Here is a 24,621-nt window from a genome sequence, read left to right as displayed (position 1 = left end):
GGGCTCATCGCCCTGCGTAAGTAATTGCAGGATCCCGCGACTTACTTCTTCAGGATATCGAGGATTATGTTGACCTCTTCTGTGGTATTGTAAAAATGCGGTGAAAAACGGATCGCCTGGTTGCGTAATGACACGACGATCTTGTTGTCCTTGAGCGAATCATAGAGCTGCCTGACATCGTGGTGCTTCATTCGGTCGGGCCGGGCCGTTATAATACCTGACTGCCGGCCGGAAGCCGGCGTCAGGATATCATACCCCATATTTCCCAAACCCTTGCGCAGAGCGGTTTTGACCTGCTGGATGCGGTTTTCGACATTGACCAGACCCTGATCGTGTAACAGCTTGCAGTTGGCGCTCAGCGCGCTGATGCCGATGACATTCCTGGTACCCTGCTCGAACATCCGGGCGTCCTCGAACAAAGGCGGATTTACCGCGAAATCCTCAAAACTTTTCCAGCTTGCCCCGAGCCATCCCGTATGCAGCTTGTTGAGCGTTCCGAATTTTTTTTGGTTCACGTACAAAAACCCGATCCCGTTCGGGCAGAACAGCCATTTTGAAGCGCCGCAAGCGAGAAAATCAATATTGGCATCAGACACTTTCATGTTGAGCGAGCCGATCGCCTGCATGCCGTCAACCACGAGCGATATGTCGTTTTCATCAAGGAACGCACTCAGTCTGGGCAGATCCACCATTTCACCGGTGGCGAACTGTACCAGATCTATCACCACGGCTTTGACATTGTTGTCGACATGGGGGTGCAGGGCATCGACCGGATCCCGGCCGCACATGGGTACGTAGATCTTTTGCGCCTGGGGGATATTGTAGTCCGTGACATACCGCACGGTCGGAAAGACCTCATCCATGACCAGGACCTTATCGTCCGGGCGCAGGGGGATGTTGATGAGGGCGATGTAAACGCCTTCCGAGGTATTGGTGACGAATGCGATCTCCTCGGGTTCGGCACCGATCAGACGGGCCACGGTCAGGCGGCAGCGCGCCAGTTTTGAAAAATAAGCGCTGAAATCGAATTGCGCCCGGCGCGTGTAAACGTCAATGCATTCTTCGATTGCCTTTCTCGCGGGCGCGGTCATGGGGCCGGTCGAGGCGTGATCAAAATAGACCAGATCTTTAGTTATCGGGAACAGTTCTCTGATCTCTTCCAAAGATCGCGATTGGGTTCGGGATTGAACGGGATCCCTGGCCATCGTCTACATTTCCTGATGTGACCGCACGTAGGACGTGGCGAACACGCTTGAGGGGATCTCCTCGACAAACGGGGAGATGCGCGTGAACATGTAACCGCCGCGGTACGTCTCGCGCTGAGCGGCGGCGGTCAGGAACAGTTTTTTCTTGGCGCGGGTGATACCGACATACATGAGACGCCTTTCTTCCTCGTACCGGTCTTCTTCTACCGATTTGTAGTGAGGGATGATCCCGTCTTCCACCCCGGTGATGAAGACCGTGTCGAATTCCAAACCCTTGGCGTTATGCAGCGTCATGAGAGAAACACGGTTCGCGTCACCGCGCCAGTCGTCGATGTCGTTGCGCAGCGAAACGCCTTCCAGGTAATCCTCGAGCGTGGCCTGGGGATTGGTTTTGATATAATCGTTGATCGAAATGAGCAGCTGTTCCACGTTCTTGCGGCGGTTGAATTCTTCCTCGGTCTGGCCTCGGTTCAGGCTGTCCAGGTAGCCTGATTCCCGGGCCACGCGCAGCGCCAGTTCGTAAAGGTTGAGCTGCGTCCGCAGTTTCAGGAACATCTCCATCAGAGCGACAAAATCTTTTATGCTCTGGCGCGTTTTCTGGCCAATGCCGGGGATCGAATCCGCAGCTTTCAGGGCGTCAAAGAACGAGGTATGGTTCAGGGTTTGGCACTGGACGACCTTTTCAATGGTTTCTTTGCCAATGTTGCGGAGCGGCAGGTTGATGATCCGTTTCAGGCTGACGCCGTCGCTGGGATTGTTGACCACCCTCAGATAAGCCAGGATATTTTTTATCTCCGCCCGTTCGTAGAATTTCAGGGCACCGATGACCTCGTACGGTATCTTGTGCTGGACGAAAAACTCCTCGAAGATCCGTGACTGGTAGTTCAGACGGTAAAAAACGGCGATGCCGCCAAGGGCATGACCGTTAAGTTTGAGTTCCACCACTTTGCGCACAACGTAGGCGGCTTCGTTGTTGTCGTCGTCAGCTTCGAAAAATTCGATCTTCTCTCCCGCCTCACTATCGCTCCAGAGCACCTTTTTCTTGCGCTGTTTGTTGTTCTTGACCACCTCGGATGCGGCCTTGAGTATGTTCTTAGTGGATCGATAGTTCTGCTCGAGTTTGATGACCGCGGCGTCGGGATAGTCCTTCTCAAAATCGAGGATATTCCGGATCTCGGCCCCGCGCCAGGAATAGATCGACTGGTCATCGTCGCCGACCACGCAGAGGTTCCGGTGTTTCGCGGCCAGGAGGTTGGTGAATGCGTACTGCGCCCGGTTGGTATCCTGGTACTCATCCACCAGGATGTACTGAAAACGGTCCTGGTAATAACCGAGGACACCGGTGTCCGCTTTGAAAAGGGATACGGTCTTGAATATAAGGTCATCGAAATCGAGCGCGTTGTATTCGATGAGTTTTTTGTCGTACAGTGTATACAGCGAACGGATGACGCTTTTCAGATGCGCGGGCAGGTTTGGATCGTAGTCTTGGGGCGACACCAGATTCTCTTTTGCCCGGCTGATCATCGCCAGGACAAAATCGGGCTTGAGTTCCTTGGAATTGATGTCGAGTTCCTTCAAGCATTCTTTGACCACGGAAAGCTGGTCGCTTTCGTCATAGATCGAGAAATTCTGGCTTATGCCGATCCTCTTGGCGGCGCCACGCAGTATCTTCGCGCAGGAAGAATGGTAGGTCCGTATCCAGATGCCCTGGTCATCGTTGGGGACGATGGTCAGCAGGTTATAGATTCTGTTTTTCATTTCATCGGCAGCCTTGTTGGTGAACGTGACCGCCAGGATATTCTTGGGTTTGACACCCGATTCAGATATGAGGTGGGCGATGCGGTAGGTTATGACGCGGGTCTTGCCGCTGCCAGCGCCGGCCAGGATAAGGATCGGGCCCCGGGCAATGTTCACTGCCTTGCGCTGTTCGTTATTTAGATCGATAAGTGAATTAGACACCCTTACGGCATGACCTTATTTGACTGTTGTCGCGGCGATTATGTCCCTACCTTTACTTTTTCGAGCAGTTCTTTTTTCAGGATCTTGGATGGTTTGAAAAACGGTACATAGCGGTCCGGCAGTGAGTAATCCTTGCCGGATTTCGGAGCCTTGGCCACGCGGCCCGGTCTTTTCCTCAGTTCAAAAGTGCCGAATCTTCTTATTTCAACGCGCTTGTCCCTGATCAAGATCTCGACGATTGTATCAAGAAAAATATCGATCATCTTTTCAATATCAACCTTCGGGTATACTGAACCGAATTTCTGGGAGATCGTTTCGATCAAAAGCTCTCTTCTCATGATACCTCCTTATTATGATTATGATTATGTGTCTTTATCCCGCACACCCTGCACATGATGGCCGTGCACAACTGGTGCAGGAGTTGGCGGATGAACCCGTTGATGCCGCTTTGCCAATGAAGCCAAAGGTCGAAAAAAGCCTTCGTACTTTGGTGCCCTTACAAACCGGGCAGCCCATCGATTGTATTTCGCTTCTTTTAAAGACCAGATCTTCGAATTTCTTATTGCATTTATCGCACCAAAATTCTATAATTGGCATAACCTGGCGAATTATATCGAAAATTCAAGCAATGTCAATACTTGAAAGGTTGATCCCTGGTTTTAAGACTGGATAGTCCCGACACCGGATGCATGTGATTATTCTATATGCCGACCTGTCTTTTTCGTTTCTTCTTGCCCCGCCGTTCGTTCCATTTCCGATGGTCGGCAGCGGTCGCCTTGCCAGACTCAATGAGACGGCGGAACTCATTTTCATTCAGTAATTTGCGCCGATCTTTTGTCCGGCGTTCGGGTTTCTTTCTTCTTTCGGGCATTGAGATCCTCCTCATCCTTTGAGCAAGATGCCAAAGGATTGGTTTCTATCTCAAGTATATCAATTTTTGACTGACAATGCAACCCCCGGCTTTGGCTACGACAAAATATACGCCGGATGCGAACTTAGCTCCCATGTTGTCCAATGAAAGTATGACCAGTCCCGGTTTGAGATCGCCCTGGTAAATATCAGCGGCTCGCCGGCCATCGGCAGAATAGACCGTGACCAGGGCGTCGCGGCGAAAGATATCAGAGGAAAGCACGATTTTTAGGCCAGGGCGAAGGGGGCACGGGCAGCTGAGTGCAAGACCGGACCATGGTGCCGGCGCGCTGTTGGATTCCTGCGTTCCGACGAGAACCAGCGGTGAGAACAGGTATTGAGCCAGCACGACCGAATCCTGGGGTGCCAGTGTCCGGTTCAGCCACATGTAACATACGCAGTCGTCATAGTATCCAGGTAGGCTATCCGCTATGCCGTCCTGCAGGTAAGGCACCTGGAAAGCATTGGCATACCCGCTGTAAGTCCCGCCCCAGCGGACGTAGAACAGGGAGTCAGGGCAAGTGGGCGGAGGACTGTAAAACGTGGGCGCAGTGACCGAAGTGAAGTGCCGCTGGGTCGACAGTTCATCATTCGATTCTTCGGTATACCACAGGCTGCTTAGACCGGCCCAGTTGGTTTCGATCGGCTCCCACGCGTTGGGCGTCAGGGAATAGTAGCGTCTGAGAAAAGGAGAGTCCAGGGACCCGACGTGCGTGTCCCATTCATACCGAAAACTGAAAATACGATCCTGGCTGGCGCGGTTGACCAGAACGAGCGATATCATCAGCCCGGAAGAATCGTTCCAGAACTGCGTCCCGAACCGCTGCCTGAGTTCGAAGTTATCCTGCCCGTTAGTGATCAGCCAGTCCTGCTGGAGCGTCCTGGCATCCAGAAATTTCGCGCCGCGGTAATAGCTGGTCAGCGGGCTGACCGTAAACCCGGGTTCGGTCGTGGCACCGCTTGACCTGGTTACGTAATCGGTGTTCGTTCGGTAGGACCGGACCGTGTTATATGATGACCACGGATTGTGCGACTCGCCGCCGTACAGGAGCGTGATATCGGCGCCGTAAGTGTGACCAGATTCAGTGGCAGCCGTGTAAGTGCCGGCATCGGTCGTAGCGTCGTTCGACACGTAAAGTGCGATCCAGTTCGTGGCGATCTTTATCGGGTCCTGCGCGATGTAGCCGCCGACCGTATCGATCCGGACGTCGTCCAGGTACCAGCCCGGGTAGACGACCGAGGAATTGCTGGTGAAACGGAACCGCGCTTTGAAGGTGGATGATATGAAAGGCGTGACATCAAGCGTATCAACGGTCCAGCCTGCCGAAGTCCCGGAATAAGTCCTTAGGGCATTCCATGATGAACCGCCATCGCTTGAGACCTCGATGATGCAGAGATCGGCGCCGGTCTCGGTACTGTACCAGCTGGCAGCTTGCAAGGAGGCGGCGGCAAAACCGGACAGGTCGACCATCGGTGTTCTGAGCTCCCAGCCGGCATTATTTTCATAATCGCCAGCCAGATCAGTGGCCCAGCAATTCGATCCGCTGTAAGCGGCGTTCGGACCCGAGGTTGGACTACCGCAGTGCCATTCATTTGCATCGCCGGTCGGCGGGTCCGCGGTAAAACCACCGTTGTCCGCTTCGAAATCATAGGAATTGATCACGGTCACCGTGCCCAGCGATACGCGCACAGAATCAATATACCACCCGGCGTAAACGACGCTGCCATCGCTTTTGAACCTGAATCTGAAGCGAAAGCGGTTGGTGTTCGTGCTTGACGAAATGTCCACATTTGTTCTTATCCAGCCGGAGCTGGTGCCGCGGTACGACGGAGAGGCTTTGGTCCACGGTCCGTTCGCGCCGCTGGTCGATACTTCCACCCATCCTGAATCATATCCGGCTTCGGTGTAGAACCATTGATAGAAATTTATCTCCGCGTATGCCGCGCTGAGCAGGTTCATGTTCGAGCCGTTAACGATGGCGGCGTCGGCATTGATATTGTAATCGCCGGCGAGATTTGTCGCCCAGCATTCGCTGCCATCGTAAGCGGCATTGGGACCTGATGTCGGGACACCCCTTTGCCAGGGCGCGGAAACACCCGGATTTATTATATCTTCTGAAAGATCGCCATTGGTTCCTTCAAAACTGTTCTGATAGGGATGTGATGACAATGTCAGGTTCACTACACTGACGTCATCAATGTACCAGCCCGGATAGGTGCCTGACGCGTCGCTGGTGAAATGAAAACGGATCAGGATGCCGGTCATGCCCGCATATGCGGACAGGCTGACCGTGGCAAGTAGCCAGTCGCCGCTCGAGCCTTTATAACCCGCAGAAATCTTGGTCCAGGTCGAACCGCTGTTCGTCGATACATCGACCCATCCGGAATCATAACTGGTTTCCGTGGAATACCAGTGATAGAACTGCAGCTGTGGGTTGGTGGCCCCCGATAGGTTCTGAGATGGCATGGTCAATTTCCAGTCAGCGTTATTGTCGTAATTTCCGCTAAGATTCGTTGCCCAGCAGTTTTGTCCGGAATGTGCGCTGCCTGGTCCGGACGTGGGAATCCCCCACTGCCATGTGTTCAGTAAGGCCGGGATCCGTTCAAAGGCGGAATCGCTCTCGAAGTTCCAAAAATACGGATCGGCCTGGATGACAGTACCGCCCTTGCGCGTTGGAAGGGGGCCTGCTGTATTGTCCCAGGTCTTACCCCAGGCATTTTGTTTAATTGGTCCGGTTTTACCGCTCTTGGTCTGAGCCGCAGATATAACGATGAACAATACGGCAATGCAGCACAATAGTTTCTTCATATATACCTCCCGGCTATATATCTATTAGACTTAAGTCTCTTTATAAATACCTCAAAATTCACTATCATATTATATACTTTATTTCCTCTGAGTCAAGAATAAAATATTTACTCGAAAATAGCGGGGGCTGGATTCGAACCAGCGACCTTCTGAGGGTTGCGTGACCGCCTAAACTACACAACAGAAAGGCCATGACGAATTCTGTGCTACACCAGAAATAACTGGTGCATGGTTCGAATTATTTATTACAGCAGTTGGGCATTAAAGGGGAATAGCGGGGGCTGGATTCGAACCAGCGACCTTTGGGTTATGAGCCCAACGAGCTACCGCTGCTCTACCCCGCGATCTTGTAGATCAAGTATAACTATCAGAAAGGAAAAGTCAAGGGCATAAACAACTGGTTTATTCAGTTTCTTTAGTCTTTTTAGTCAACCCAAAAAAACCAAACAGACAAAAAAGACAGGACAGTATGGATAACTCTTGACAAATCTCTAAATATGAGTATACTTACTGCAAAAGGAGATACTATGAAAAAATTATTGTGGTTAGTACCAGTAGCACTTTTCGTGATCAACTGCGGTGGTGGCGGCGGAAACCTTGTGCCCCTGACCGTAGGCAATGAGTGGAACTACCAGACAATACAGACCATTGATTTCGTAGACACCATGTATACGGATGTGATAGATACTACGACTTCAGTCACCGAGATTACGGCGGAGACAACCCTGGATGACAGCACTGAGGTTTTTGAGCAGGTTTCTACGACTACGGTTGATACGGTTAATTACGTTGACACCAGCTACGTTCTGGATAACGGTGATTTTGTGTTGGGATATGGTGACAAAGCGGACGTTGTCCCTGACACGCTTTTTGCCTACCCGCTCGAAGAGGGCAATACCTGGACCGTGAATGCCAACGAAACCGCGGTTGTTCTGGGCAAGGAAGATGTCACGGTTCCTGCCGGGACATTTGACTGCTGGGAAATCGGCTATATCACTGACGGCGATACAGCCCATATGTTCGTCGCCGAAGGCACGGGTACTGTGAAGTCGACATTTGGTTCGTCTGACAGCATGATGACCATGAACTCGACCACCGAACTACAAAGCACGAACGTCGAGTAACGATACAGCAAGACTATCAAAAAGGCTCTGCTGAAAAGCAGAGCCTTTTTTTTGTTCGCGCTGAGCGATTCTCGTGCTGCAGCTATACTATTTCATGTCGTTGTTCAATGGAGTATCCGGAGCCAATACTGGAGCATTGGGGTCTATTTTTTCCCTGAACAGGCCGGCAATTGTCCTGAGCTCCAGGGCGGTGAACCCTTTAAAGAAATACAGCGCTATTAAATACGCAATAATACCGATCACAATCAATAGTACCAGGTTAAGGCGGCAGAAAAAAATTATAAGCGGTATGAGCACGACCATCATAACCAGGGCTGAAGCGACCTGGCGCCAGACCTGCCTGAGAGGGCTCAGGATGATCGTTTTCCTGACCTCGTTCGTCATCAGCACAAGACCGACGCACTCGGCGATGAACAGGGCGGCGGCCACGCCCGGACTGCCGGCATAATATGAACCCGCGAAAACCAGCACGACGCAGATAAAAGCGGTTATGCCTATGTTCTTTAAAAAAACCTTTTCTTTTTCCATCGCGATCAAGCCATAACCCAATACCGTGTTGATGGGCGAGATCATGAAATAAAGCAGCAGGATCCTGAGAGCCGGTGTGGTGTCGGTAAAATCAGCGCCATAGACAAGGCCGATTATCCTGGGTGCCAGCGCGATACCGCCGGCGGTCAGCGGGATCGTCAACGCTGACAGGAATTTTATGAATGCGGTGAACGTGTCATTTAGTTTATCCTTTGCCTGCTGGTATTGCCGGGACGCGATGGGGAAGAAAACGTAGTAAAATACCCGCTCGATGATCAGCAACATGACGATTATCTTGTAGGCGGACGCGAAATACCCGACCTCACGCTGACCGGCATTGAAACCCAGCATGACTGGCGGCAGGTTGAGCGCGACCTGGTATAGGATGGTCGCCAGGCCCACCGGGACTGCCGCGATCACCAGTGAACGGGCGTTTTCCATGCTGAATGAAAACCTCGCGGCTCGGTATTTACGGATGAAAGCATACGTGAAGAATGCCGCCGCCGCCACGTAGCTGAGGAAAAAACAGAGCGGTATCGTGAGGATGGTACCGGACGGCTTCAGCAGGAGGAATAGCAATACAAGGTACGAAGCGTACTGTATGAACCGGGCGATGCCCACGAACTCCATTTCTTCACGGCCCTGGAATACGAATTCAAGGTACAGGGCGAACGGGAACAAGGTCAGCGAGTAAACCAGCACCAGGCTTTTTACGGTCGCATTGCCCGGGATCACGAGAACACCGAGCGCCATCAGGATAAAGATGACCACCGTGAGGACGATCCGCGTGCTGGTTATATTCTCGATAATGGACTTGTTTTGTTTATTCCTGGCGATCTCCCGCGTGCCCAGGGTGGTCAAACCAGGGTTCCCGAACAAGAGGGCATAGTTCAGAAAAGCCAGACTGAAACTGACCATACCGAAGCCCTCGACCCCGATAAGACGCGCTATATAAATGGTGGCGACGAAACCGAGAACATGGCTCAGGGCGTCGCTAGTGAAGAGAAAAATGGCGTTTTTTGGCACCTTTTTCACGTCGAAGTATAGCACAAAACACCAAAAGGTCAAGAAGGTCAGAACGGGCAGGAGGCTCAAACCTTGCATTTTCGACACAGCCGGATATTATATACTATGCCGGACCAGAAAAAACGATTTCATTTCATCGATCTCCTCAAGGCGTACGCCGTGCTCATGATGATCCAGGGTCACACCCTGGACGCGGTACTGAACCCGGCGGACAAGTTAACCGGTCTATACCAGTTCCTTCATATGCTCAGGGGCCTGACCGCGCCGGCGTTCCTATTGGCCGCGGGGTTCGGCATGGCGTTTTCATCGTGGCGCAAAAAGGACCTGCCGATAGCTGATCTGCTCAAGCAGAGGGTGTTCAGGATTCTGCCCATCCTGCTGATCGGGTATTTTCTGCACGTTCCGTACTTTTCAGCTTTCAGGATCATTGTGGGTCTTACCGGTGACGAATGGCAGCGGTTCCTGCAATGTGACATACTGCAGACCATCGGCTACACCGTGATCGGCATGCAGCTGATATTCATGCTGGTCAAAAGCACCCGGCTGAGAGCGCTTCTGTCACTGGCCGCGGCCGCCGCAATACTAGCCTTTACGCCCGTGGCACAGGCATTGAGGTCATTGCCGCTACCCCTGGTTCAGCTGGTATCGTCAGCCCGGGGTTCGCCATTTCCTCTTTTCCCCTTTGCCGCGTACCTGTTTGCCGGCGTTTTCCTTGGTTACTTATTTTTGTGGCTTGGGGAAAAAGCCAGGCCGTTCCTCATCCTTGGTTGTTTTTGTTTTATCGGCGCCGCGCTATTCGCGGCTTCGTTCACGAACGCGGCCCCGCATATTAAGTTATTCATGTTCCGGACCGGCATTCTGCTCATATTATGCAGCGTCTTTTTACTTTTCGAGAAAAACGTACACCCGGTGGTGGAATTCTTCACAACCCTGGGCCAGGAGTCCCTGGTTATCTATTACATCCATATCATGGTCGTCTACGGTTCCGCGATCAACAAGGGATTCGTTAATTACTTGGGAACGCACCTCAATACGCTTCAAAGCGTCATCGCGGCACTGGCGTTGACTGCCGTGATGATCCTGCTCGGTCTGGGTTGGTCATACATTAAAGAGAAGGACCGGGAATTCAGCCGGCTCATCCGGAACGCCCTGGCTGCCAGCGTGTTGCTGGTGTTCCTTGCCAACCCTTGACAATCATAAAAAGTGCGGTACAATACTGATAGAGGGCAAAAGGAATTTGTCATGAAAAAAATATGGTTTATGCTGGTTGTTGTATCCTGCGTGTGGATGGTCATCCAACCCGGGTGTCGGGATCCTTATGACTTTGAGCCACCCGATGATACGCTTCTTCCTCCGCCCGGTGCGCCCATTACGCGGCATCCGCCGGACCGCTTTGTGACTATGCATATGGGCAGCAACTACTATATCACGATCGACTGGGATAGTGTTGCTGGAGCGGAAATCTACGTAGTGGAGATAACGGGCGAAACTGATGATCCGCAGTATTTTAATCTCGATAGCACTGCGCTGCGCTTCTGTATATTGATCACTGATATGTTGGGTCACTATCAGTGGCGTGTTTGCGCGGGAAGCTCATCGTGGCAGGGCGGATACACTGAATATTCGCCGCTGCGTAATTTCGAGGCACGCGCCCAGCCCGATGGACCAGTACTGGTGTATCCTCCGAATGGCGTTGTTTTCTATCTTGATTCACTGTCTGCTGATCTGACCCTCCGCTGGGATACGGTTCAGGATGAGGAGTTTTATGAGTTGGAAGTTTACCATGGTGTGGATACCGTTGAAAATATCACAACTGTCCAGACATCTTACATCCTTGGGCTGGTAAATTCGGGGACTTACACCTGGCATGTCCGCGCTAACAGCCGTTACTGGCAATACCCGGGCAAGTGGAGTTCCTGGTATACGTTTTTTGTTATTTTCAGTTAGCGAGAGCCGGCTGAAGCTACAGAAAAAAATACAGTAAAGGGCACGCTCGCGCGTGCCCTTTTTCAAAATATCCTCGAAGCGGTTACTTAGTCCGCGGCTTCGAACAGAACCTTGAGCTCGGCCATGTGTTTCTTGACTGCATCCTTGCTTGCCGCCGGTATGCTGTCATAGATCGCTGCCATCGAGCCGATGCCTTCCATCAGCCCCTTGCTCGCTTCCAACGCCATTTTGATCATTGATTTCTCGGTAGCTGAGATCTTGGGGTCGTTGAGCTTGGCTTCCATTTCAGCGATCTCTTTTTTGCTTTTTTCCAGTTCCTGTCTCGCTTCGCCCATGGCTGAATCTATCATGACCGCGGCAAACGCCATGCTCGTCTTCGCCAGCGCTGGCCAGAATTCTTCCAGTGCCATACCCGCGGCCCGCATTTTTGCGTCGATCTCGGCCAGGTCCTTATGGGCTTTGATAAAAGCGTCGGTTTGGGCCAGGACATTGCCCTGCGGATCGAGTCCTTCCCATTCGATGTTCTTTTTCTGCGCTTCGGTCTTGAAGACCGGGAACGCCTTTATGAACCGTGTTAATTCTCCTTCGGTCAGGACCTGCATGGCGACCTCTTTAGTTGCGACATTACCCATTTCGGTCTTGGTCGCTTCTGGTTTCTGTCCGCAGAACATGAACAATACGACAAAGATGAGCAGGATCGTTTTGCTTTTTTTCATTGTTCTCCTTGGTATAATCTTGTTTTACTTGCCGGCGTCAAATGCCATGCATGTCACGGTGCGCTGTATCCCTTTGACTCCACGGATCTTTTTGATAATGATCCCTTTTAGTTCATTCAGGTCTTTACCCTGGGCATAGCATATCACGTCGTGAAGACCGGTGACGACATGGGCGTATTTTATACCTTTGATCTTCTTGAGCCCTTTGACAACCGCCGATTCCGCGCCGGTATTCGTATTGATCAGCATATATGCCGCAACTGGCATGTTTACCTCCTTAGGATTATGTTGGTTATTATATACAACGCCACTGCAGAGTCAATAACGCGATCACTGCGGATCAGAGAATTTGTTCATTGACATACGCGTGAAATAAATTACAATATCAATAGCCATGGATCGAGAAGAGTTTGCCCGGAACGTGCCGGTGTTCATTGAATACCTGCAAAAGGAGAAGAATTTTTCTCCGCACACATTACGCAGTTACCGCAAAGACCTTGAGCAATTTTTTGATTTTCTTTCAGACCGCGCCGCCGCCATCGTGGACAGCGCGGCGATCCTGGCCTATATTTCATTCCTGATGAAGTACGGTCTGGATGCACGGAGCGTGGCCAGGAAACTTTCCGCGCTGAAATCCTTCTTTAAAGTACTGCGTCGCCTGGGTCGGGCAGATCGCAATCCCGCGGAAACCATAAGAACGCCGAAAACGAAGAAACATCTTCCGGGATTTCTGACCTTGCCGCAGATCGAGCAGGGTCTGATGATTGAAAATAAAAGGGACCGGGCGATCATGGAAGTCCTCTATTCTTGCGGTCTGCGCGCGAGCGAACTGGTCGGACTGGACACCGGTAATGTCGACTTCAACCGCGATGAAATCAAGGTACGCGGCAAGGGGAACAAAGAAAGGATCGTGCCGCTGGGCCAGGCCGCGAAGACCGCCATCCTGGCATATTTGAGAGAACGTAACGCGGCCAGCGCGGCCTTGTTCCAGAACAAACGCGGCGGGCGCTTGACCACAAGATCTCTCCAGCGGATCGTCCATAAACATCTCATGAGAGTAGCTCAGGTCTCGGGGACCCATCCGCATATTCTCCGGCACACATTTGCCACACACCTGTTGGAGAACGGCGCCGACCTGAGGGCGGTTCAGGAACTGCTGGGCCACGCATCATTGTCGACCGTCCAGATCTATACCCACGTGACGACAAAACGGCTCAAAGAAGTATATAAGAAAGCTCATCCCCGGGCCGAATGAACTTATGGGGTCAAATCTTTACATTTTATATGACTACACACGAAACACCGTGTACAGGGTTTTTCACATGTTAAAACCAAATATAAAATGTAAAGATTTGACCCCAGTTTTTTTGTTTATGACGGCGGTCGCGCTCGCGGTGGCCTGTCATCCGGTCAGATTCTGGAAGGATCTCAGGACCGGCGACTACACGCTGGTCGAAGCAGGCACATACCACGGTTTTCCACGTTACCTGCAGCACCCGGGCGCGTACGAGGCGATCGTGCGCCAATGCCGCGCTCAGATCGAAAAGAACACCGACTTAATGCCCCGGATAACCGGCAGGTACTTCGCGGTCACTCAAGAGCTTCGTTTTCAATACAAGTTTACCAGCATTGACAGCGTATCGCAGTGCCTGATCGTGCGCTACTTTGCGCGGATCGCGGACGACCCTTTGTACGCGGGTTATCAGATCCAGTTCGTATACGCGCTACAGCAGCGGGATTTTGTGCGCGTTTTCACGTCCCGGGTGCCCCTTGAGTAGCATTTTTTTCCTGCTTTTTTTTCTCGAACCAAACCCGTTCCGGACCAAGATAAGCGACTATTCCGATCGGCTGCGCTATGTCCAGCTGGAAGCGAAGATCGAACCAACCTGGCAGACCGACCATGAACTGGCGCTATACGGGTTGCTCGAAAACCGATCCGGTGAAGTAACAGGGCTGCTGGAAAAACGGCCATACCGAACCACGGAAGATAATTACCTCCTCGGTATCGCCTGTTATCGGCTTGGCGAATACGAGCGCGCCCGTTATTTCCTCGAGTTGGCCCGGATGGCAGCGGCTGGAATGCATCTTTCCGAACGGTTCCAGTACGTTGACTACTACCTCGGCTTGCTGTTCATCAAAGAGCAGCGTCTGGATAAGGCGCGCTCTCATTTTTCAGGACGTGTCCCTTTAAGCGAACCGTTTGACCCGATCTGGTTCTTTGATGGGTATGATAAACTGGTTTTGGCAAGACAGAAGATCGCGGAAGGTGATTACGCGGGCGCGCGCGATATCTATGCGGGGGTAAGCGACTTCTTCGGTTACCGTGAGCTCGGTCTGGCCAGGGTTTACGAAGGGCTGGGTGAGCTTGACTCGGCCCGCCGTTATTGCGACACGGTTGTCCAGTACGTCCGTGAAGAGCAATTGGTCTTGGCGGCTTTGTCCGGTCTTGGCCGGGTCAGCTATGCGCAGAAAGACTATGGTCGCGCCGCAGGATTCTTTAAGCGGTACTATGCCGGCACACATGACGCCGGCGCCGCGTTCATGGTCGGGCTTTGTCTGAGCAATGAGGGCAAGTACGATTCGGCCGGTCTGTATTTCCGTGAGCTCCCGGACACGGTCGATGATTACCTCTTCTATCAGGGGCGAACCGATTATTTCAGGGGCCAGTGGGGCGGTGCCGAGGAAAAATTGCTGCGGCACCGGGAATTTTTCCCCGGTTCAAAACACGCCGACCGCGGGTTGTATATTCTGGGAACGATAAATTATAAACGGAAGGAATATCAGCCGGCCGTGGAATTCTACCAGGACCTCGTTAACCTGTATCCCGCGTCGCAGTACGCGGCCAGCGCGATGAAAACGATCGCCGATGCTTATTACAGCCAGGCTGAATATAAACAGGCGCTGGTGTCCTACCGGAAGGTGCGGGATTATCAGCCCTCGGTCAAAATGCGCGGGGAGACCGCCTTGAGAATTTACGAAACGATGTTTTATCTTGAAAAATTTTCTTCAATGACAGCTGCGCTGCACCGGTTCATTGAAGTTAATACCGATTCGGTTTACGCGGGGGGGATAGTAGGCACGGTGCGTCTTCGCATCGCGAAAATGCTGAACAAGGACGGCGAATACTATCAAAGCATGGTTGAGCTTGATAAACTGTTCGCCGCGGAAACCGAGCCGGCATTAATCTGCGAAGCCCTGGTCGAACGGGCGCGGGTCGCCAGGAATATTGGGAATATAAATGAGGAAAAGCGGTCTTACGGCGAGATCGTGAACCGTCAGGACAATCGCGATTACCATACATTCGCGGTCGGCGAACTTGCGTCAATATATGCCAAGGCCACGGAATATGATTCCGCATTGTATTACTACAACCTTTTGTTGAGCGACGATGAGAGCCGGGAAATGGCGATGTTCGAGATCGCCCGGTTGTATGATGCCCTGGGTCAGTACAGCGAGACCGAAACCATGGCTGATCGGCTCATCGCTGATTTCCCAAACTCGGTCTTTCTGGTCGACGCGTACCTGCTGAAATCGAGATCCCTGCGGCAGCGCGGGAAATATGACGCGGCCGTGGAGATCCTGGCGGCGCTTGCTGAAACGACCAGCGTCAAACCCGAAGTGTATGTCGAGATCGGTGATATCTATATGGAGATCCATGATTTTCAGAAAGCGCGGGACAGTTATGTCGCGGCCGGCGACCACTACCAGCAAGATCGGGACGGCGCCGCGAAGGCGCTGTTGAGCGCCGGCGATGCCGCGCGGGCACTGGGCGACAAGAACGGCGCGCGGGAATCCTACCTGCGCGGGGCGCTGATCGCACAGTCGTTGTCCATCAAGGACCAGCTGTCGGCGCGGCTTTCGGAGCTGGACGAGGCTTATTGACATCCTACTTTTCTTGTCTTTTAAAAGCGGCTACCGAGACTGATTGTTGACAATTAAAAAAAACTTGTTATAATTTAATTACTCATGCGTGCGATCACGAGGCACGGTTTAGGGAAAAATGAGTGAAGGGAGGATGATAACATGCCCTGCGGACGAAAACGGAAATTAAAGAAAATAAAAAGACACAAATTTAAAAAGCGGAGAAAACGCGACCGCCATAAGAAGAAACTGAGGTAGAACTGCCCGTCACGCGCGGGCGGCAATGCCGCGGCGCGAAGAGCGGACGAACCTGACGATCTCGGCGGCGTACACTGAGCGGTGTTCTTGCCCGATCAGCGCCAGTGACCGTCTCAGGTTCTCAGATGTGCAGTAAAGATGGCGGAAGATGCATTTTATCTCTTCAATAACTTTCCAGGATAAGTGGTGACGGCGTAAACCCTTGGTGTTTACGCCGTATACTTTTGCGCGGTTGCCCCGCGCGAGGAAATACGGGGGCACGTCCTTGTTGATATACGATTTGGCGCCGACCATGGCGTAGGCGCCGATCCGGCATTTCTGATGGACACCGACCAGACCGCCCAGCGTGGCACGATCACCGATCTTAACATGACCGCCGATCTGGGTCCCGCTCGCGATGACCGTGTCGTTTCCGATCAACGCGTTGTGCGCAATGTGGACGTAGGTCATGATGAAATTGCGGTCGCCGATAACGGTCTTCCGCCCGCGCCCCGTGGCCCGCGAAATGGTAGCGTACTCGCGGATGATGTTGTCATCACCGATCGAGCAGTATGATGTCTCGCCCCTGAAGTGGTAATCCTGGGGGTCGGTGCCAAGGCACGCTCCGGTGTGGATACGGTTGTGCTTGCCGATCGTCGTGCCTTTTTTCACCACGACAAAATCGCCGATGACAGTACCGGCGCCGATCCGGACGTTGTCCTCGATAACCGCGTGGCTTCCGATCACGACCGTTGGATGAATTTTTGCCTTCACTGTTTATTTTTTTATACCCGCCAGGATCGTTGCTTCGCACACAACTTCACCGTTGACTTTGGCCACGCCCTCGATCTTCACGATCGTTCCCCGTTCCTGCACCATCTCCGCCTCCATGATCAGCGTGTCCCCGGGGCGGACGATCTTCCGGAATCGCGCGCGATCGATACCCATGAACAATGGGATCGCGCCGCGATGTTTGCGCAGCAGCAGGACCGCGCCAGTTTGGGCGATCGCTTCGACGATCAGGACCCCGGGCATGATGGGTTCCGATGGAAAATGACCGGCAAAAAAATATTCGTCCGCGCGGATCTTGCGCACACCAGTGATCGTTTTCTCGCTGATCGAGTTGATCTGTTCGACCAGCAGGAATGGCGGTCGATGGGGGATGATCGCCTGGATCTCTTCTTTGTTCATTGTGCCTCCTGACTTTTTTTGTATTCCTTGAGCCGCACGACGTCCTCGTTACTGCAGCCCCGCGAACCGATATCAATGGGGCTGCGCGGAAATCCGTGGAAATCGGACCCGCCGGTCATCAATAGCCCGTTCTTCATGGCCGTCTCGTAGTATTCAGCTTCTGCCTGTTTCGAGTGTTCCGGATGCCATACCTCGATCCCCACAATGCCGTCCATGATCAGTTGATACAGGATCTCGGAGCTTCCCAGGGCTCCCGGGTGGGCCGCTACAGCGATCCCGCCGCACTGCGCGATTTTTTTTATGACATCACGCGGCCGGGCATCCTTCTTCGGTTCATAGTACCGGGAGTGATAACCAAGGAACCGGAAAAAAGCTTCATTGATCGTTTGGACATAGCCGTTCTGACGGAGCGCCTCGGCAATGTGCGGTCGTCCCAGCGAACCGTTATTGCCGATCAGCTTGACCTGCTCCACGTCGACCTTGATCCCGTCCGACGAGAGTTTTTTTAGGATCTTTTTCACGCGCGCGAGCCGGTAGGTCTTGAACTCATTGAGATATGCGGCAAGTTCATCATCGTTGTGATCGATATAGTATCCCAGTATGTGGATATCGATATCCCTGATATTTGCGCTCATTTCCACAGCCGGGATGATCTCGATCGCACCATCCGCGGCTTCCAGTGCGGCATTGATGCCCTCTGATGAATCGTGGTCGGTGATCGCGATCGTCTTAAGACCAGCGCTCACTGCGCGCGCCACGATCTTCTGGGGTGAGAGCAGTCCGTCCGAGAACGTGGAATGGATGTGCAGATCAGCCTGGATGTTATCCAATGGGGCGCGGATACCTTTATAAGGTTAGTCCGAGGTCACGGCATACATCGGTGAGAATTTTCTCGTCGATCATTTCCTTCTTGAGGAGAAAACCTTCAAGCAGCCCGTTATCGCAGATGGCATTGATGGTCCGCGGAACGCCTTTTGAATATGCGAAGAGAGTCTTGATCGCACCGCCGGTGAACAGCGGTCGCGGACAGCCGGCAACTCGCAAGCGGTGGACGATGTAGTTCTGGGTGGTCTCCTGGTCGAGGGCTTCGAGCACGCAGCGTACGGCAATCCGCTGATACAAAGGAGGATCGAGTTTAAGATAGTCTTCCATTTCGGGCAGTCCGAATAAAATGAAATTCAGGAGTTTACCGCGGTCCGATTCCAGGTTCAGCAGTCCCCTGATTTCCTCCATAAGGTCCTTCCGCTGCAGCATGTTCGCTTCGTCGATGAGGATCACAACTTTTTTATTCTTGCTGGTGAGGTCGAGCAGCCGGTGATAAACATTGGTTATGATGTCGATCTTGTTTTCGGAATCGGTCGGGGTTTCGAGCATGAGCGCGATTTTTTTCAAAAACCACAGCGAGGTTATCTCGGAGTGAATGATGACAAGCAGCGTAGCTTCGATCCCGTTGTTGATCAGCTGGTCAAGGAGCCGGCGGGAAAGCGTCGTTTTGCCAGTACCAATGTCGCCGATGAGCAGAGCCAGTCCTTTTTCGGTCTCCACGGCATGGGTCAGCTTGACCAGGGCTTTCGAATGCTGCGGTGAATCATAATAGAATTTTTCGTCTGTCGTGAAACTGAATGGATGCTCTTTCAGTTTATAAAATGTCTCGTACCCCATCAAACCTCGCTTCGTTCGGCAAATACTAAGCACGAATATCTAAATTCTAAACAAAGGATATAAGGAAATACTAATTTTGGAAATATGTCAGAAAATGTTGATTTCGGATTTCGGATTTCGGATTTCGGATTTACCGTCACAGGTATGTCACTTTCGATTTCTTCGGCGCCGCCTTTTCGGGTTCCGGTGCTTTCTTAGCCTCTACTTTGGGGGTTGGAGCCGCCGGCTGAGCCTGGCGTTCGGTCTTGGCTCCTTTCTTCTTTAATTCGGCTGTTACTTTATCTTTGAGATTATTTATCTTCTTGGCGAGATCGGGCACGGTTTTGTCGATGTTATAGGCGTTCCAGTATGATTTCAAGGCCATGTTCAGATTGTTCAGCGATTCATAGCCGCTGCCCATGAGGAAATGGATCCCGAAATATTCCTTGGCCGGATGATTGGCGATCTTCAGGCCGTCAGACAGGACCCGGATCGCATCGTCAAATTTCCCTTTGTCGAGCAGGCAGGATCCGACCATTTCGCAGGTTTTGAGCCTGAGACTGGGATCCTTCGAGGCGATCTCGAATTCCTCGATCGCTTCCTGATACAGACTCATGCCTTTGTACGCGACGCCCAGATCATAATGTGACCGGTAATCACCTTCGCCGATGGATTCGAACACTTCCTTTTTGAACTGCGAGATCAGCTCGTTGATGCTCTGGATGCCTTCCATATGCTTTTCACCTTCCAACTCGGTCCTCAGGACCTCTCCTAGGTCGATAAAATCGCGCGGCTGTTCGACCTCGACGATCAGGCTGTGAGCCGTGGCGTTATTGGGATCGATCTCCAGGATCTTCTTGAAGATCGCCTGGGCTTCAGTTTTTGCTTCGCGTCGGTTCAAGGCCTCGGCCAGTTCCAGGAGCGAGTTGATCTGGAGCTCCTTGTTTTCCTGCTTCTTGGCGATCTCGATCATATACTGCCGGGACTTAAGATCAAGGGGCCTGAGCCCGGCCACACGCTGGTTCAGCTCCAGCGCCTTGTCGAACAGGTTATCGCGGAATGCATCATCGGCGGCGTTGCGGAAACAGTCGATCGCTTCCTCTTCCGAGCCCAGGTTCAGATATAGCTCGGCGAGTTCCACCGTTCTGTCGATCTCGGAGATCTCGGGCATTATGGCCGGTCCGGCAGCGGGTGCCTGCTTTTTTACTTTTGTTACAGGTTCTTCGATCAACTCGGCCGGTGTGACGATCTCGGGTGTCACCGGCGGAGTAACGGTTTCAGGCAGCTCGATTGTCGGCGTAGTAACCGGCTCTTCGGTCTCGGTTTTAAGGAGTTCGGCGATCTCGGGCGAAACGAATTCATCGAGGGTGACGGTCGGTTTTTCAGCTGGCGCTTCAGGAACAACCTCGGGTGTATTCACTGCCACTCCGTCCGGTGGCAGTTCAATGGCGGGTGGTTCTGACTGCGTTACATCGACCGTGACCGTAGTCTCGGCGCTTTTTGCAGCAAAGGTTTCTTTGAGCTCGCGCTGTTTGTTCTCGATCTCATGCGCTTCTTGCAGCAGTTTGTCCTTTTGATCCTTTTTGCCCAGCTGGGCATATATCGCCGATATCGTCTGGAGGATCTTCGCGTTATTCGGGACCAGATCCTTTACGGTATTGTAGGTGCTGAGGGCGGTTTCGAGCTCGTGGGCCTGCATTTTTCTCTCGGCGAATTCCAGCAGGTAGTTGGCGGCTTCGACCTTTTGCCCGAGTTCCTTGTGCAGTTCACCCAGGAGTTGATAAACCTCGGCCCGGTCTTTGTCCAGACGCAGGATCTTTTTGCAGAGCGCGATAGCGTTGGGATAGTAAGTTTCTTCCTTGAAGACGTTCGCGCCTTTTTCATAGATCTCCAGGGCGTTCTGCTGGCGGTTGGCCTTGATATAAAGGTCGCCGAGCTTGTTGAACAGGGAACCTTCTTTGGGGAACTCCTGGATCGCTTTTTCCAGCTCGCCGATCGCTTTTTCGGTATCGCCCTTGGCTTCGAGCTCTGCGACCTTGCGCTTTATGTTACCTAATTCAGCCATTATTCAAATCTCAGACCAAGATTGCTAATGACCCTTTCAATGATAGTTTCATCGACCACCGGCTTCCTTTGCACGTATCCTTCAAGGAGCGCGTTGTCGCAGATAATGTTGACCAGCCTGGGCCGTCCGTCTGAATACCGGCAGACTAACTCCAAGGCCATTGGCGTCAGGATCTGTTTCTGGGCGCCGGCGATCATGAACCGGTGGTTGATATAAGCGCGGATTGTGTCGCTGCCCATCTGTTTCAGCTTGACCTTCACGGCGACGCGCTGGTACAGGGCGCGGTTCATCGCCAGAAAAGATTCAAGGTCGGGCAGTCCGCTCATGATGAACGAGATCAAGCGGGTATCGGCGATCTCCAGATTCAGGAGACCGCGTATTTCTTCAAGGATCTCCACGCTCTTGATCTTGTTCGCTTCGTCGATAATGACCACGGTTTTTTCGCCGCGGTAATAAATCTCATTAAGCCGGTTTGAAATGCGGGAAATAATCTCGGTCGTCGAATTGCCGAGATCGCGCAGCCCGATGAGATTGGCGATCTTGGTGAAAAGCCAGCCCGGCGGGAATTCCGAATGGGTCAGCACGATCAAACCGCTTTGGTAATGGCCGAGGGAATGAAGTTCGTTGAGGAGTTTCCTTGCCAGGGTTGTTTTGCCGGTTCCGATATCGCCCAACAGGACCGCCAATCCGCGCGAACCGCGGGCCGCGTGCAGAAGGTATTCCTTGGCCAGAGCGTGCTGCGGGGAGTTAAAATAGAACTTCGGATCAGGATGATTGGCGAACGGTTCAAACTTCAGTTGATAGAATTCTTGGTAATCCAATTAACCTCCTCGTTTTGTTTTCCCGCATTGACTCATAGAAATGTGATATTGTCGCCCTTCGGCAGGCCTTCACTGATGTCCTCGGGTATTTTCTTTTCCGGTATTTCGCCGGTCGGCAGTGCGGTCGGCGCGGCTCCAGGGATCTGCATGGCGGGCGCATGCTCAACAGGGATCTGGTCCTCGGTGATCAGCGGATAGGCGCTCGGTGCAGTCTGGACAGTGATCTCGGGCAGTTCCTGCGGCATCACCGGTCTTTCCTCGAACGGTTGAGCCGGAACTTCCATGGTCGCCGCTGGTTGTTTCGGGACCAGCGCTGCAGCCGGTGGTGTTTCTACCGGCACGGGTTCTTCGAATTTCATGCGACCGCCAAGGAGCTGATAGATCTCCCTGACGTCCCGGTAATTGGGATTGATAGCCAGGATATGCTCGATCTCCCGCAGGGCGTTCTCAAAATCGCCCAGGCCTTCATATGCCGATGCCAGAATGTACCTTAATTCAACTTTCTGTTTTTCCGGAATATCTTCGAGCAGGATCATCGGTCCGATGGTCTTGATCGCGTCGCTATACCTGCCCAGTTTCACGAGCGAACTGCCGATGATCTCGAGGGATGTCGGCCAGACGTCCTTGACATCCTTGTCATCTTTGACGTATCCAAGGGCCGCCTCGTACAGATCGGCGGCGAACGCGATTTTCGCCAGGTCGGTTTTTTTCCGGATATCTTCGTTTTCCCATATAATATTGTTCCTGAATTCGTCGAACTGCTGGGCCAGCTCAAAACTGGGCATGGGCGGAGCTTCTGCTTCCTTCAACAGGAATTCGATGTCCGCGATCTGTCCTTCCAGCGTGGGCACGTCCTCCGTGGTCGAGGGCTGGGTTATGGGTGATTCTTCGGGGGACGGTGCGGCCGGCTCTTCTGTCGGCAGTGCACCTGATATGCTGAAACCGGCGACTTCCCTGCTGAGGTCCTGGAGGATATCCAGGTCATTCTTTATGGGGATGGCTTCGTGCGGTTCTTGTACGCTTGGCTTGTTCGATTCGAGATTGTCTATATATTCCGGGACGATCACCGGCGTGATGATCGGATTCGCATCTTCCTGGACCGGCTGCGCTTCGGCCGTTGCCGGTTCCGGTTGGGCATGCGCGCCTTCCTTCGATCTCAATTCCTTAATTTTCTTGATGGCTTCGGCATTACCCGGGTCGATCTCGATGATGCGGTTGAGGATCGCGATCGCTTCGTCCGGGCGGTTCTCAGCGACGAGATCGCTGGCGGCCTTGTTGAATTCGACGATCGCTTCATCTTTGGAGCCGATCTCATAAAGCAGGTTACCGAGCTCGATGCGGCTTTTCGGATCCAGTTCCTCGCCGCCGTCATGTTGCGGCAACAGTTTCTTGATCTCGCTTAAGATCGCGTCGTTGCCGCTTTCCTCGGACCATACCTTAAGTCTTTTCAATTCATCCTGCGCTTCCTGAGCGCGATTGATAGCGATCAGCAGTTTTGCGAACGATAGGCGTAGGTTCAGGTTTTTCGGCTGAGTCTCCACTACCTTTCTCAAGCAGGATATAAAAGTGGCGTCATCTTTGTGCTCAATGGACCAGATGCACAGGTCCAGGACTTTTTTGATCGCTTCGTTGGGTAGACCATAGAAGCGGTACAGGTCGGCGAGCTTTGAAAAAACCGGTTCGTTGGCATGCTCGATCTTCAGTATCTTTTCCAGGCAGACGATCGCCTCTGCATACTGGTTGTTATGCGTGTAGTTATCGCTGGCATGTTCATAACGCTGTACGGCTTCATCTTCCCGACCCAGCTTTAGCGCCAGGTCACCGCCCATTTCAAGAACCTTCGCGTTATTGGGACTTTCATCAAGGGCGCGGCGAAGGATGATCTGAACTTTCTCAAGCCTTCCCTCATGCATGTATTCCTTGGCTTTCTTTAATATTTCTGATTCCATTAAACCGTCCTTAATATTATCATATATTATATTGGAAATTTTTCATTTGTCAAGGCAAATGATTGCGGTGATAACGGGAAGATGGTAGCGATATTCAGCGTTTATTGAAACTTTTGATTAATAATCGCTTCAATTTCACAGTATTGACCGGTCTCCTGCGCCGTTAAATCCTGGAGGTCCTGTTTCATCGTTTTATTGAACGCTTCGTCCGTGATCGAAGCGCAATTTATCAACACGTTCAGGCGGGCGCCCTGGAAACCGCTGTGCAGAACGCTGGCAGCGACCCCGATGTCGGAAAGGGCGCTGGGTAATCCCTTTGACATCAGTACTTTGGCATGGGGGTACATTGCCACAACCCGGTTGCATACTTCGAACGGTACCCGCGCTGCGCCCTTCAGGTTTTCCTGGATCGCACCCCGGCGGCGTTCCTTTTCTTCCTGGGTGTCCTTGGGCAGTCGGTAGGATCTCATTACTTCGTCAAAGCTTTTCTTGTCTTTTTCGATCAAACGATGGAAATCGCTGACCGCCATTTTCAACGATCCATGGAAGCCCTTCAGGTCCGCGTCGTCGTTTTTCTTAAGCGTCAGCCCCGTGACCATGGCGAGCAATGCGGTCCCCAGCGCTCCCTGCAGC

At 52.5% G+C, this 24,621-nt stretch carries 22 protein-coding genes and 1 tRNA gene; 6 read left to right on the top strand and 17 right to left on the bottom strand.

Annotation, left to right across the window (positions count from 1 at the left end):
- Nucleotides 1-41: 41 nt before the first annotated feature.
- From VF399_09300 to VF399_09275, 6 genes are all read right to left on the bottom strand, one after another.
- Nucleotides 42-1,163, bottom strand: coding sequence for an aminotransferase class V-fold PLP-dependent enzyme (locus VF399_09300; protein HEX7320534.1), 1,122 nt, complete (start codon nucleotides 1,161-1,163; stop codon nucleotides 42-44).
- 45 nt (nucleotides 1,164-1,208) lie between these two features.
- On the bottom strand, nucleotides 1,209-3,164 hold the full coding sequence (locus VF399_09295) for a UvrD-helicase domain-containing protein (GenBank protein ID HEX7320533.1): 1,956 nt from the start codon (nucleotides 3,162-3,164) through the stop codon (nucleotides 1,209-1,211).
- Between the two features lie 38 nt (nucleotides 3,165-3,202).
- Complete coding sequence (locus tag VF399_09290) at nucleotides 3,203-3,502, bottom strand: HU family DNA-binding protein (protein HEX7320532.1); 300 nt, start codon at nucleotides 3,500-3,502, stop codon at nucleotides 3,203-3,205.
- Between the two features lie 362 nt (nucleotides 3,503-3,864).
- Entirely contained in the window at nucleotides 3,865-4,035 is a 171-nt protein-coding gene (locus VF399_09285) for a hypothetical protein (protein ID HEX7320531.1), read from the bottom strand.
- Between the two features lie 45 nt (nucleotides 4,036-4,080).
- Complete coding sequence (locus tag VF399_09280) at nucleotides 4,081-6,882, bottom strand: hypothetical protein (GenBank protein ID HEX7320530.1); 2,802 nt, start codon at nucleotides 6,880-6,882, stop codon at nucleotides 4,081-4,083.
- 272 nt (nucleotides 6,883-7,154) lie between these two features.
- Nucleotides 7,155-7,226: transfer RNA gene (locus VF399_09275), tRNA-Met, on the bottom strand.
- 183 nt (nucleotides 7,227-7,409) lie between these two features.
- Here VF399_09275 and VF399_09270 point away from each other — a divergent pair.
- The gene (locus tag VF399_09270) at nucleotides 7,410-8,006 is read left to right on the top strand and encodes a hypothetical protein (protein HEX7320529.1); all 597 of its coding nucleotides are present in this window, start codon (nucleotides 7,410-7,412) and stop codon (nucleotides 8,004-8,006) included.
- Between the two features lie 87 nt (nucleotides 8,007-8,093).
- Here VF399_09270 and VF399_09265 read toward each other — a convergent pair whose 3' ends face one another.
- Nucleotides 8,094-9,638 (bottom strand): flippase, encoded by a 1,545-nt coding sequence (locus tag VF399_09265; GenBank protein HEX7320528.1) that lies wholly within the window; start codon nucleotides 9,636-9,638, stop codon nucleotides 8,094-8,096.
- On the opposite strand from VF399_09265, the gene VF399_09260 reads away from it, so the two are divergent.
- Together VF399_09260 and VF399_09255 are read left to right on the top strand one after the other, a co-directional pair.
- Nucleotides 9,633-10,751, top strand: a complete 1,119-nt coding sequence (locus VF399_09260; GenBank protein HEX7320527.1) for an acyltransferase family protein — start codon at nucleotides 9,633-9,635, stop codon at nucleotides 10,749-10,751. The genes VF399_09265 and VF399_09260 overlap by 6 nt on opposite strands.
- A 51-nt stretch (nucleotides 10,752-10,802) precedes the next feature.
- A complete protein-coding gene (locus tag VF399_09255) occupies nucleotides 10,803-11,507 on the top strand; it encodes a hypothetical protein (GenBank protein ID HEX7320526.1) in 705 nt (234 codons plus the stop codon).
- Nucleotides 11,508-11,593: 86 nt separating this feature from the next.
- On the opposite strand, the gene VF399_09250 is transcribed toward VF399_09255, so the two are convergent.
- Complete coding sequence (locus VF399_09250; protein ID HEX7320525.1) at nucleotides 11,594-12,223, bottom strand: hypothetical protein; 630 nt, start codon at nucleotides 12,221-12,223, stop codon at nucleotides 11,594-11,596.
- Between the two features lie 24 nt (nucleotides 12,224-12,247).
- Entirely contained in the window at nucleotides 12,248-12,490 is a 243-nt protein-coding gene (locus tag VF399_09245; protein HEX7320524.1) for an Lrp/AsnC ligand binding domain-containing protein, read from the bottom strand.
- 127 nt (nucleotides 12,491-12,617) lie between these two features.
- Here VF399_09245 and xerA point away from each other — a divergent pair, with 127 nt between their 5' ends.
- The 3 genes from xerA (at nucleotide 12,618) to VF399_09230 (ending at nucleotide 16,105) form a co-directional block, all read left to right on the top strand.
- Nucleotides 12,618-13,478: a site-specific tyrosine recombinase/integron integrase gene (xerA, locus tag VF399_09240; GenBank protein ID HEX7320523.1), complete on the top strand. Its 861-nt coding sequence runs from the start codon at nucleotides 12,618-12,620 to the stop codon at nucleotides 13,476-13,478.
- Between the two features lie 118 nt (nucleotides 13,479-13,596).
- The gene (locus VF399_09235) at nucleotides 13,597-14,001 is read left to right on the top strand and encodes a hypothetical protein (protein ID HEX7320522.1); all 405 of its coding nucleotides are present in this window, start codon (nucleotides 13,597-13,599) and stop codon (nucleotides 13,999-14,001) included.
- Nucleotides 13,994-16,105, top strand: coding sequence for a tetratricopeptide repeat protein (locus tag VF399_09230; protein HEX7320521.1), 2,112 nt, complete (start codon nucleotides 13,994-13,996; stop codon nucleotides 16,103-16,105). Before VF399_09235 ends, VF399_09230 begins: the two co-directional genes overlap by 8 nt.
- A 246-nt stretch (nucleotides 16,106-16,351) precedes the next feature.
- Here VF399_09230 and lpxA read toward each other — a convergent pair whose 3' ends face one another.
- From lpxA to VF399_09190, 8 genes are all read right to left on the bottom strand, one after another.
- Nucleotides 16,352-17,095, bottom strand: a complete 744-nt coding sequence (lpxA, locus tag VF399_09225) for an acyl-ACP--UDP-N-acetylglucosamine O-acyltransferase (protein HEX7320520.1) — start codon at nucleotides 17,093-17,095, stop codon at nucleotides 16,352-16,354.
- Nucleotides 17,096-17,098: 3 nt separating this feature from the next.
- Complete coding sequence (gene fabZ / locus VF399_09220) at nucleotides 17,099-17,512, bottom strand: 3-hydroxyacyl-ACP dehydratase FabZ (protein HEX7320519.1); 414 nt, start codon at nucleotides 17,510-17,512, stop codon at nucleotides 17,099-17,101.
- Nucleotides 17,509-18,342: a PHP domain-containing protein gene (locus tag VF399_09215; protein HEX7320518.1), complete on the bottom strand. Its 834-nt coding sequence runs from the start codon at nucleotides 18,340-18,342 to the stop codon at nucleotides 17,509-17,511. Before VF399_09215 ends, fabZ begins: the two co-directional genes overlap by 4 nt.
- A gap of 16 nt (nucleotides 18,343-18,358) precedes the next feature.
- Nucleotides 18,359-19,174, bottom strand: a complete 816-nt coding sequence (locus VF399_09210) for an AAA family ATPase (protein ID HEX7320517.1) — start codon at nucleotides 19,172-19,174, stop codon at nucleotides 18,359-18,361.
- Between the two features lie 136 nt (nucleotides 19,175-19,310).
- Entirely contained in the window at nucleotides 19,311-21,218 is a 1,908-nt protein-coding gene (locus VF399_09205; GenBank protein HEX7320516.1) for a hypothetical protein, read from the bottom strand.
- Nucleotides 21,218-22,039 carry an AAA family ATPase gene (locus tag VF399_09200; protein HEX7320515.1) on the bottom strand — a complete coding sequence of 274 codons (822 nt, stop codon included), beginning with the start codon at nucleotides 22,037-22,039 and terminating at the stop codon, nucleotides 21,218-21,220. The genes VF399_09205 and VF399_09200 overlap by 1 nt, the downstream gene beginning before the upstream one ends.
- A 32-nt stretch (nucleotides 22,040-22,071) precedes the next feature.
- A complete protein-coding gene (locus tag VF399_09195; protein HEX7320514.1) occupies nucleotides 22,072-23,988 on the bottom strand; it encodes a hypothetical protein in 1,917 nt (638 codons plus the stop codon).
- Nucleotides 23,989-24,089: 101 nt separating this feature from the next.
- The coding region (locus VF399_09190) for a cyclodeaminase/cyclohydrolase family protein (GenBank protein HEX7320513.1) at nucleotides 24,090-24,621 on the bottom strand (532 nt) is incomplete at its 5' end.

Source organism: bacterium (assembly GCA_036382775.1).
Lineage (GTDB): Bacteria > Hydrothermota > Tepidihabitantia > SM23-42 > JAOAFX01 > DASVHD01.
The sequence above is the reverse complement of the archived record's forward strand: the minus strand, read 5'-3'. Positions and strand labels throughout refer to the sequence as shown.

Excerpts from the sequence above, each read along its gene's own strand:
- VF399_09290 (HEX7320532.1), bottom strand. The coding sequence starts at position 3,502 with ATGAGAAGAGAGCTTTTGATCGAAACGATCTCCCAGAAATTCGGTTCA.
- VF399_09285 (HEX7320531.1), bottom strand. The coding sequence starts at position 4,035 with ATGCCCGAAAGAAGAAAGAAACCCGAACGCCGGACAAAAGATCGGCGC.
- VF399_09280 (HEX7320530.1), bottom strand. The coding sequence starts at position 6,882 with ATGAAGAAACTATTGTGCTGCATTGCCGTATTGTTCATCGTTATATCT.
- VF399_09270 (HEX7320529.1), top strand. The coding sequence starts at position 7,410 with ATGAAAAAATTATTGTGGTTAGTACCAGTAGCACTTTTCGTGATCAAC.
- VF399_09265 (HEX7320528.1), bottom strand. The coding sequence starts at position 9,638 with ATGCAAGGTTTGAGCCTCCTGCCCGTTCTGACCTTCTTGACCTTTTGG.
- VF399_09255 (HEX7320526.1), top strand. The coding sequence starts at position 10,803 with ATGAAAAAAATATGGTTTATGCTGGTTGTTGTATCCTGCGTGTGGATG.
- VF399_09250 (HEX7320525.1), bottom strand. The coding sequence starts at position 12,223 with ATGAAAAAAAGCAAAACGATCCTGCTCATCTTTGTCGTATTGTTCATG.
- VF399_09245 (HEX7320524.1), bottom strand. The coding sequence starts at position 12,490 with ATGCCAGTTGCGGCATATATGCTGATCAATACGAATACCGGCGCGGAA.
- xerA (HEX7320523.1), top strand. The coding sequence starts at position 12,618 with ATGGATCGAGAAGAGTTTGCCCGGAACGTGCCGGTGTTCATTGAATAC.
- VF399_09235 (HEX7320522.1), top strand. The coding sequence starts at position 13,597 with ATGACGGCGGTCGCGCTCGCGGTGGCCTGTCATCCGGTCAGATTCTGG.
- fabZ (HEX7320519.1), bottom strand. The coding sequence starts at position 17,512 with ATGAACAAAGAAGAGATCCAGGCGATCATCCCCCATCGACCGCCATTC.
- VF399_09210 (HEX7320517.1), bottom strand. The coding sequence starts at position 19,174 with ATGGGGTACGAGACATTTTATAAACTGAAAGAGCATCCATTCAGTTTC.
- VF399_09205 (HEX7320516.1), bottom strand. The coding sequence starts at position 21,218 with ATGGCTGAATTAGGTAACATAAAGCGCAAGGTCGCAGAGCTCGAAGCC.
- VF399_09195 (HEX7320514.1), bottom strand. The coding sequence starts at position 23,988 with ATGGAATCAGAAATATTAAAGAAAGCCAAGGAATACATGCATGAGGGA.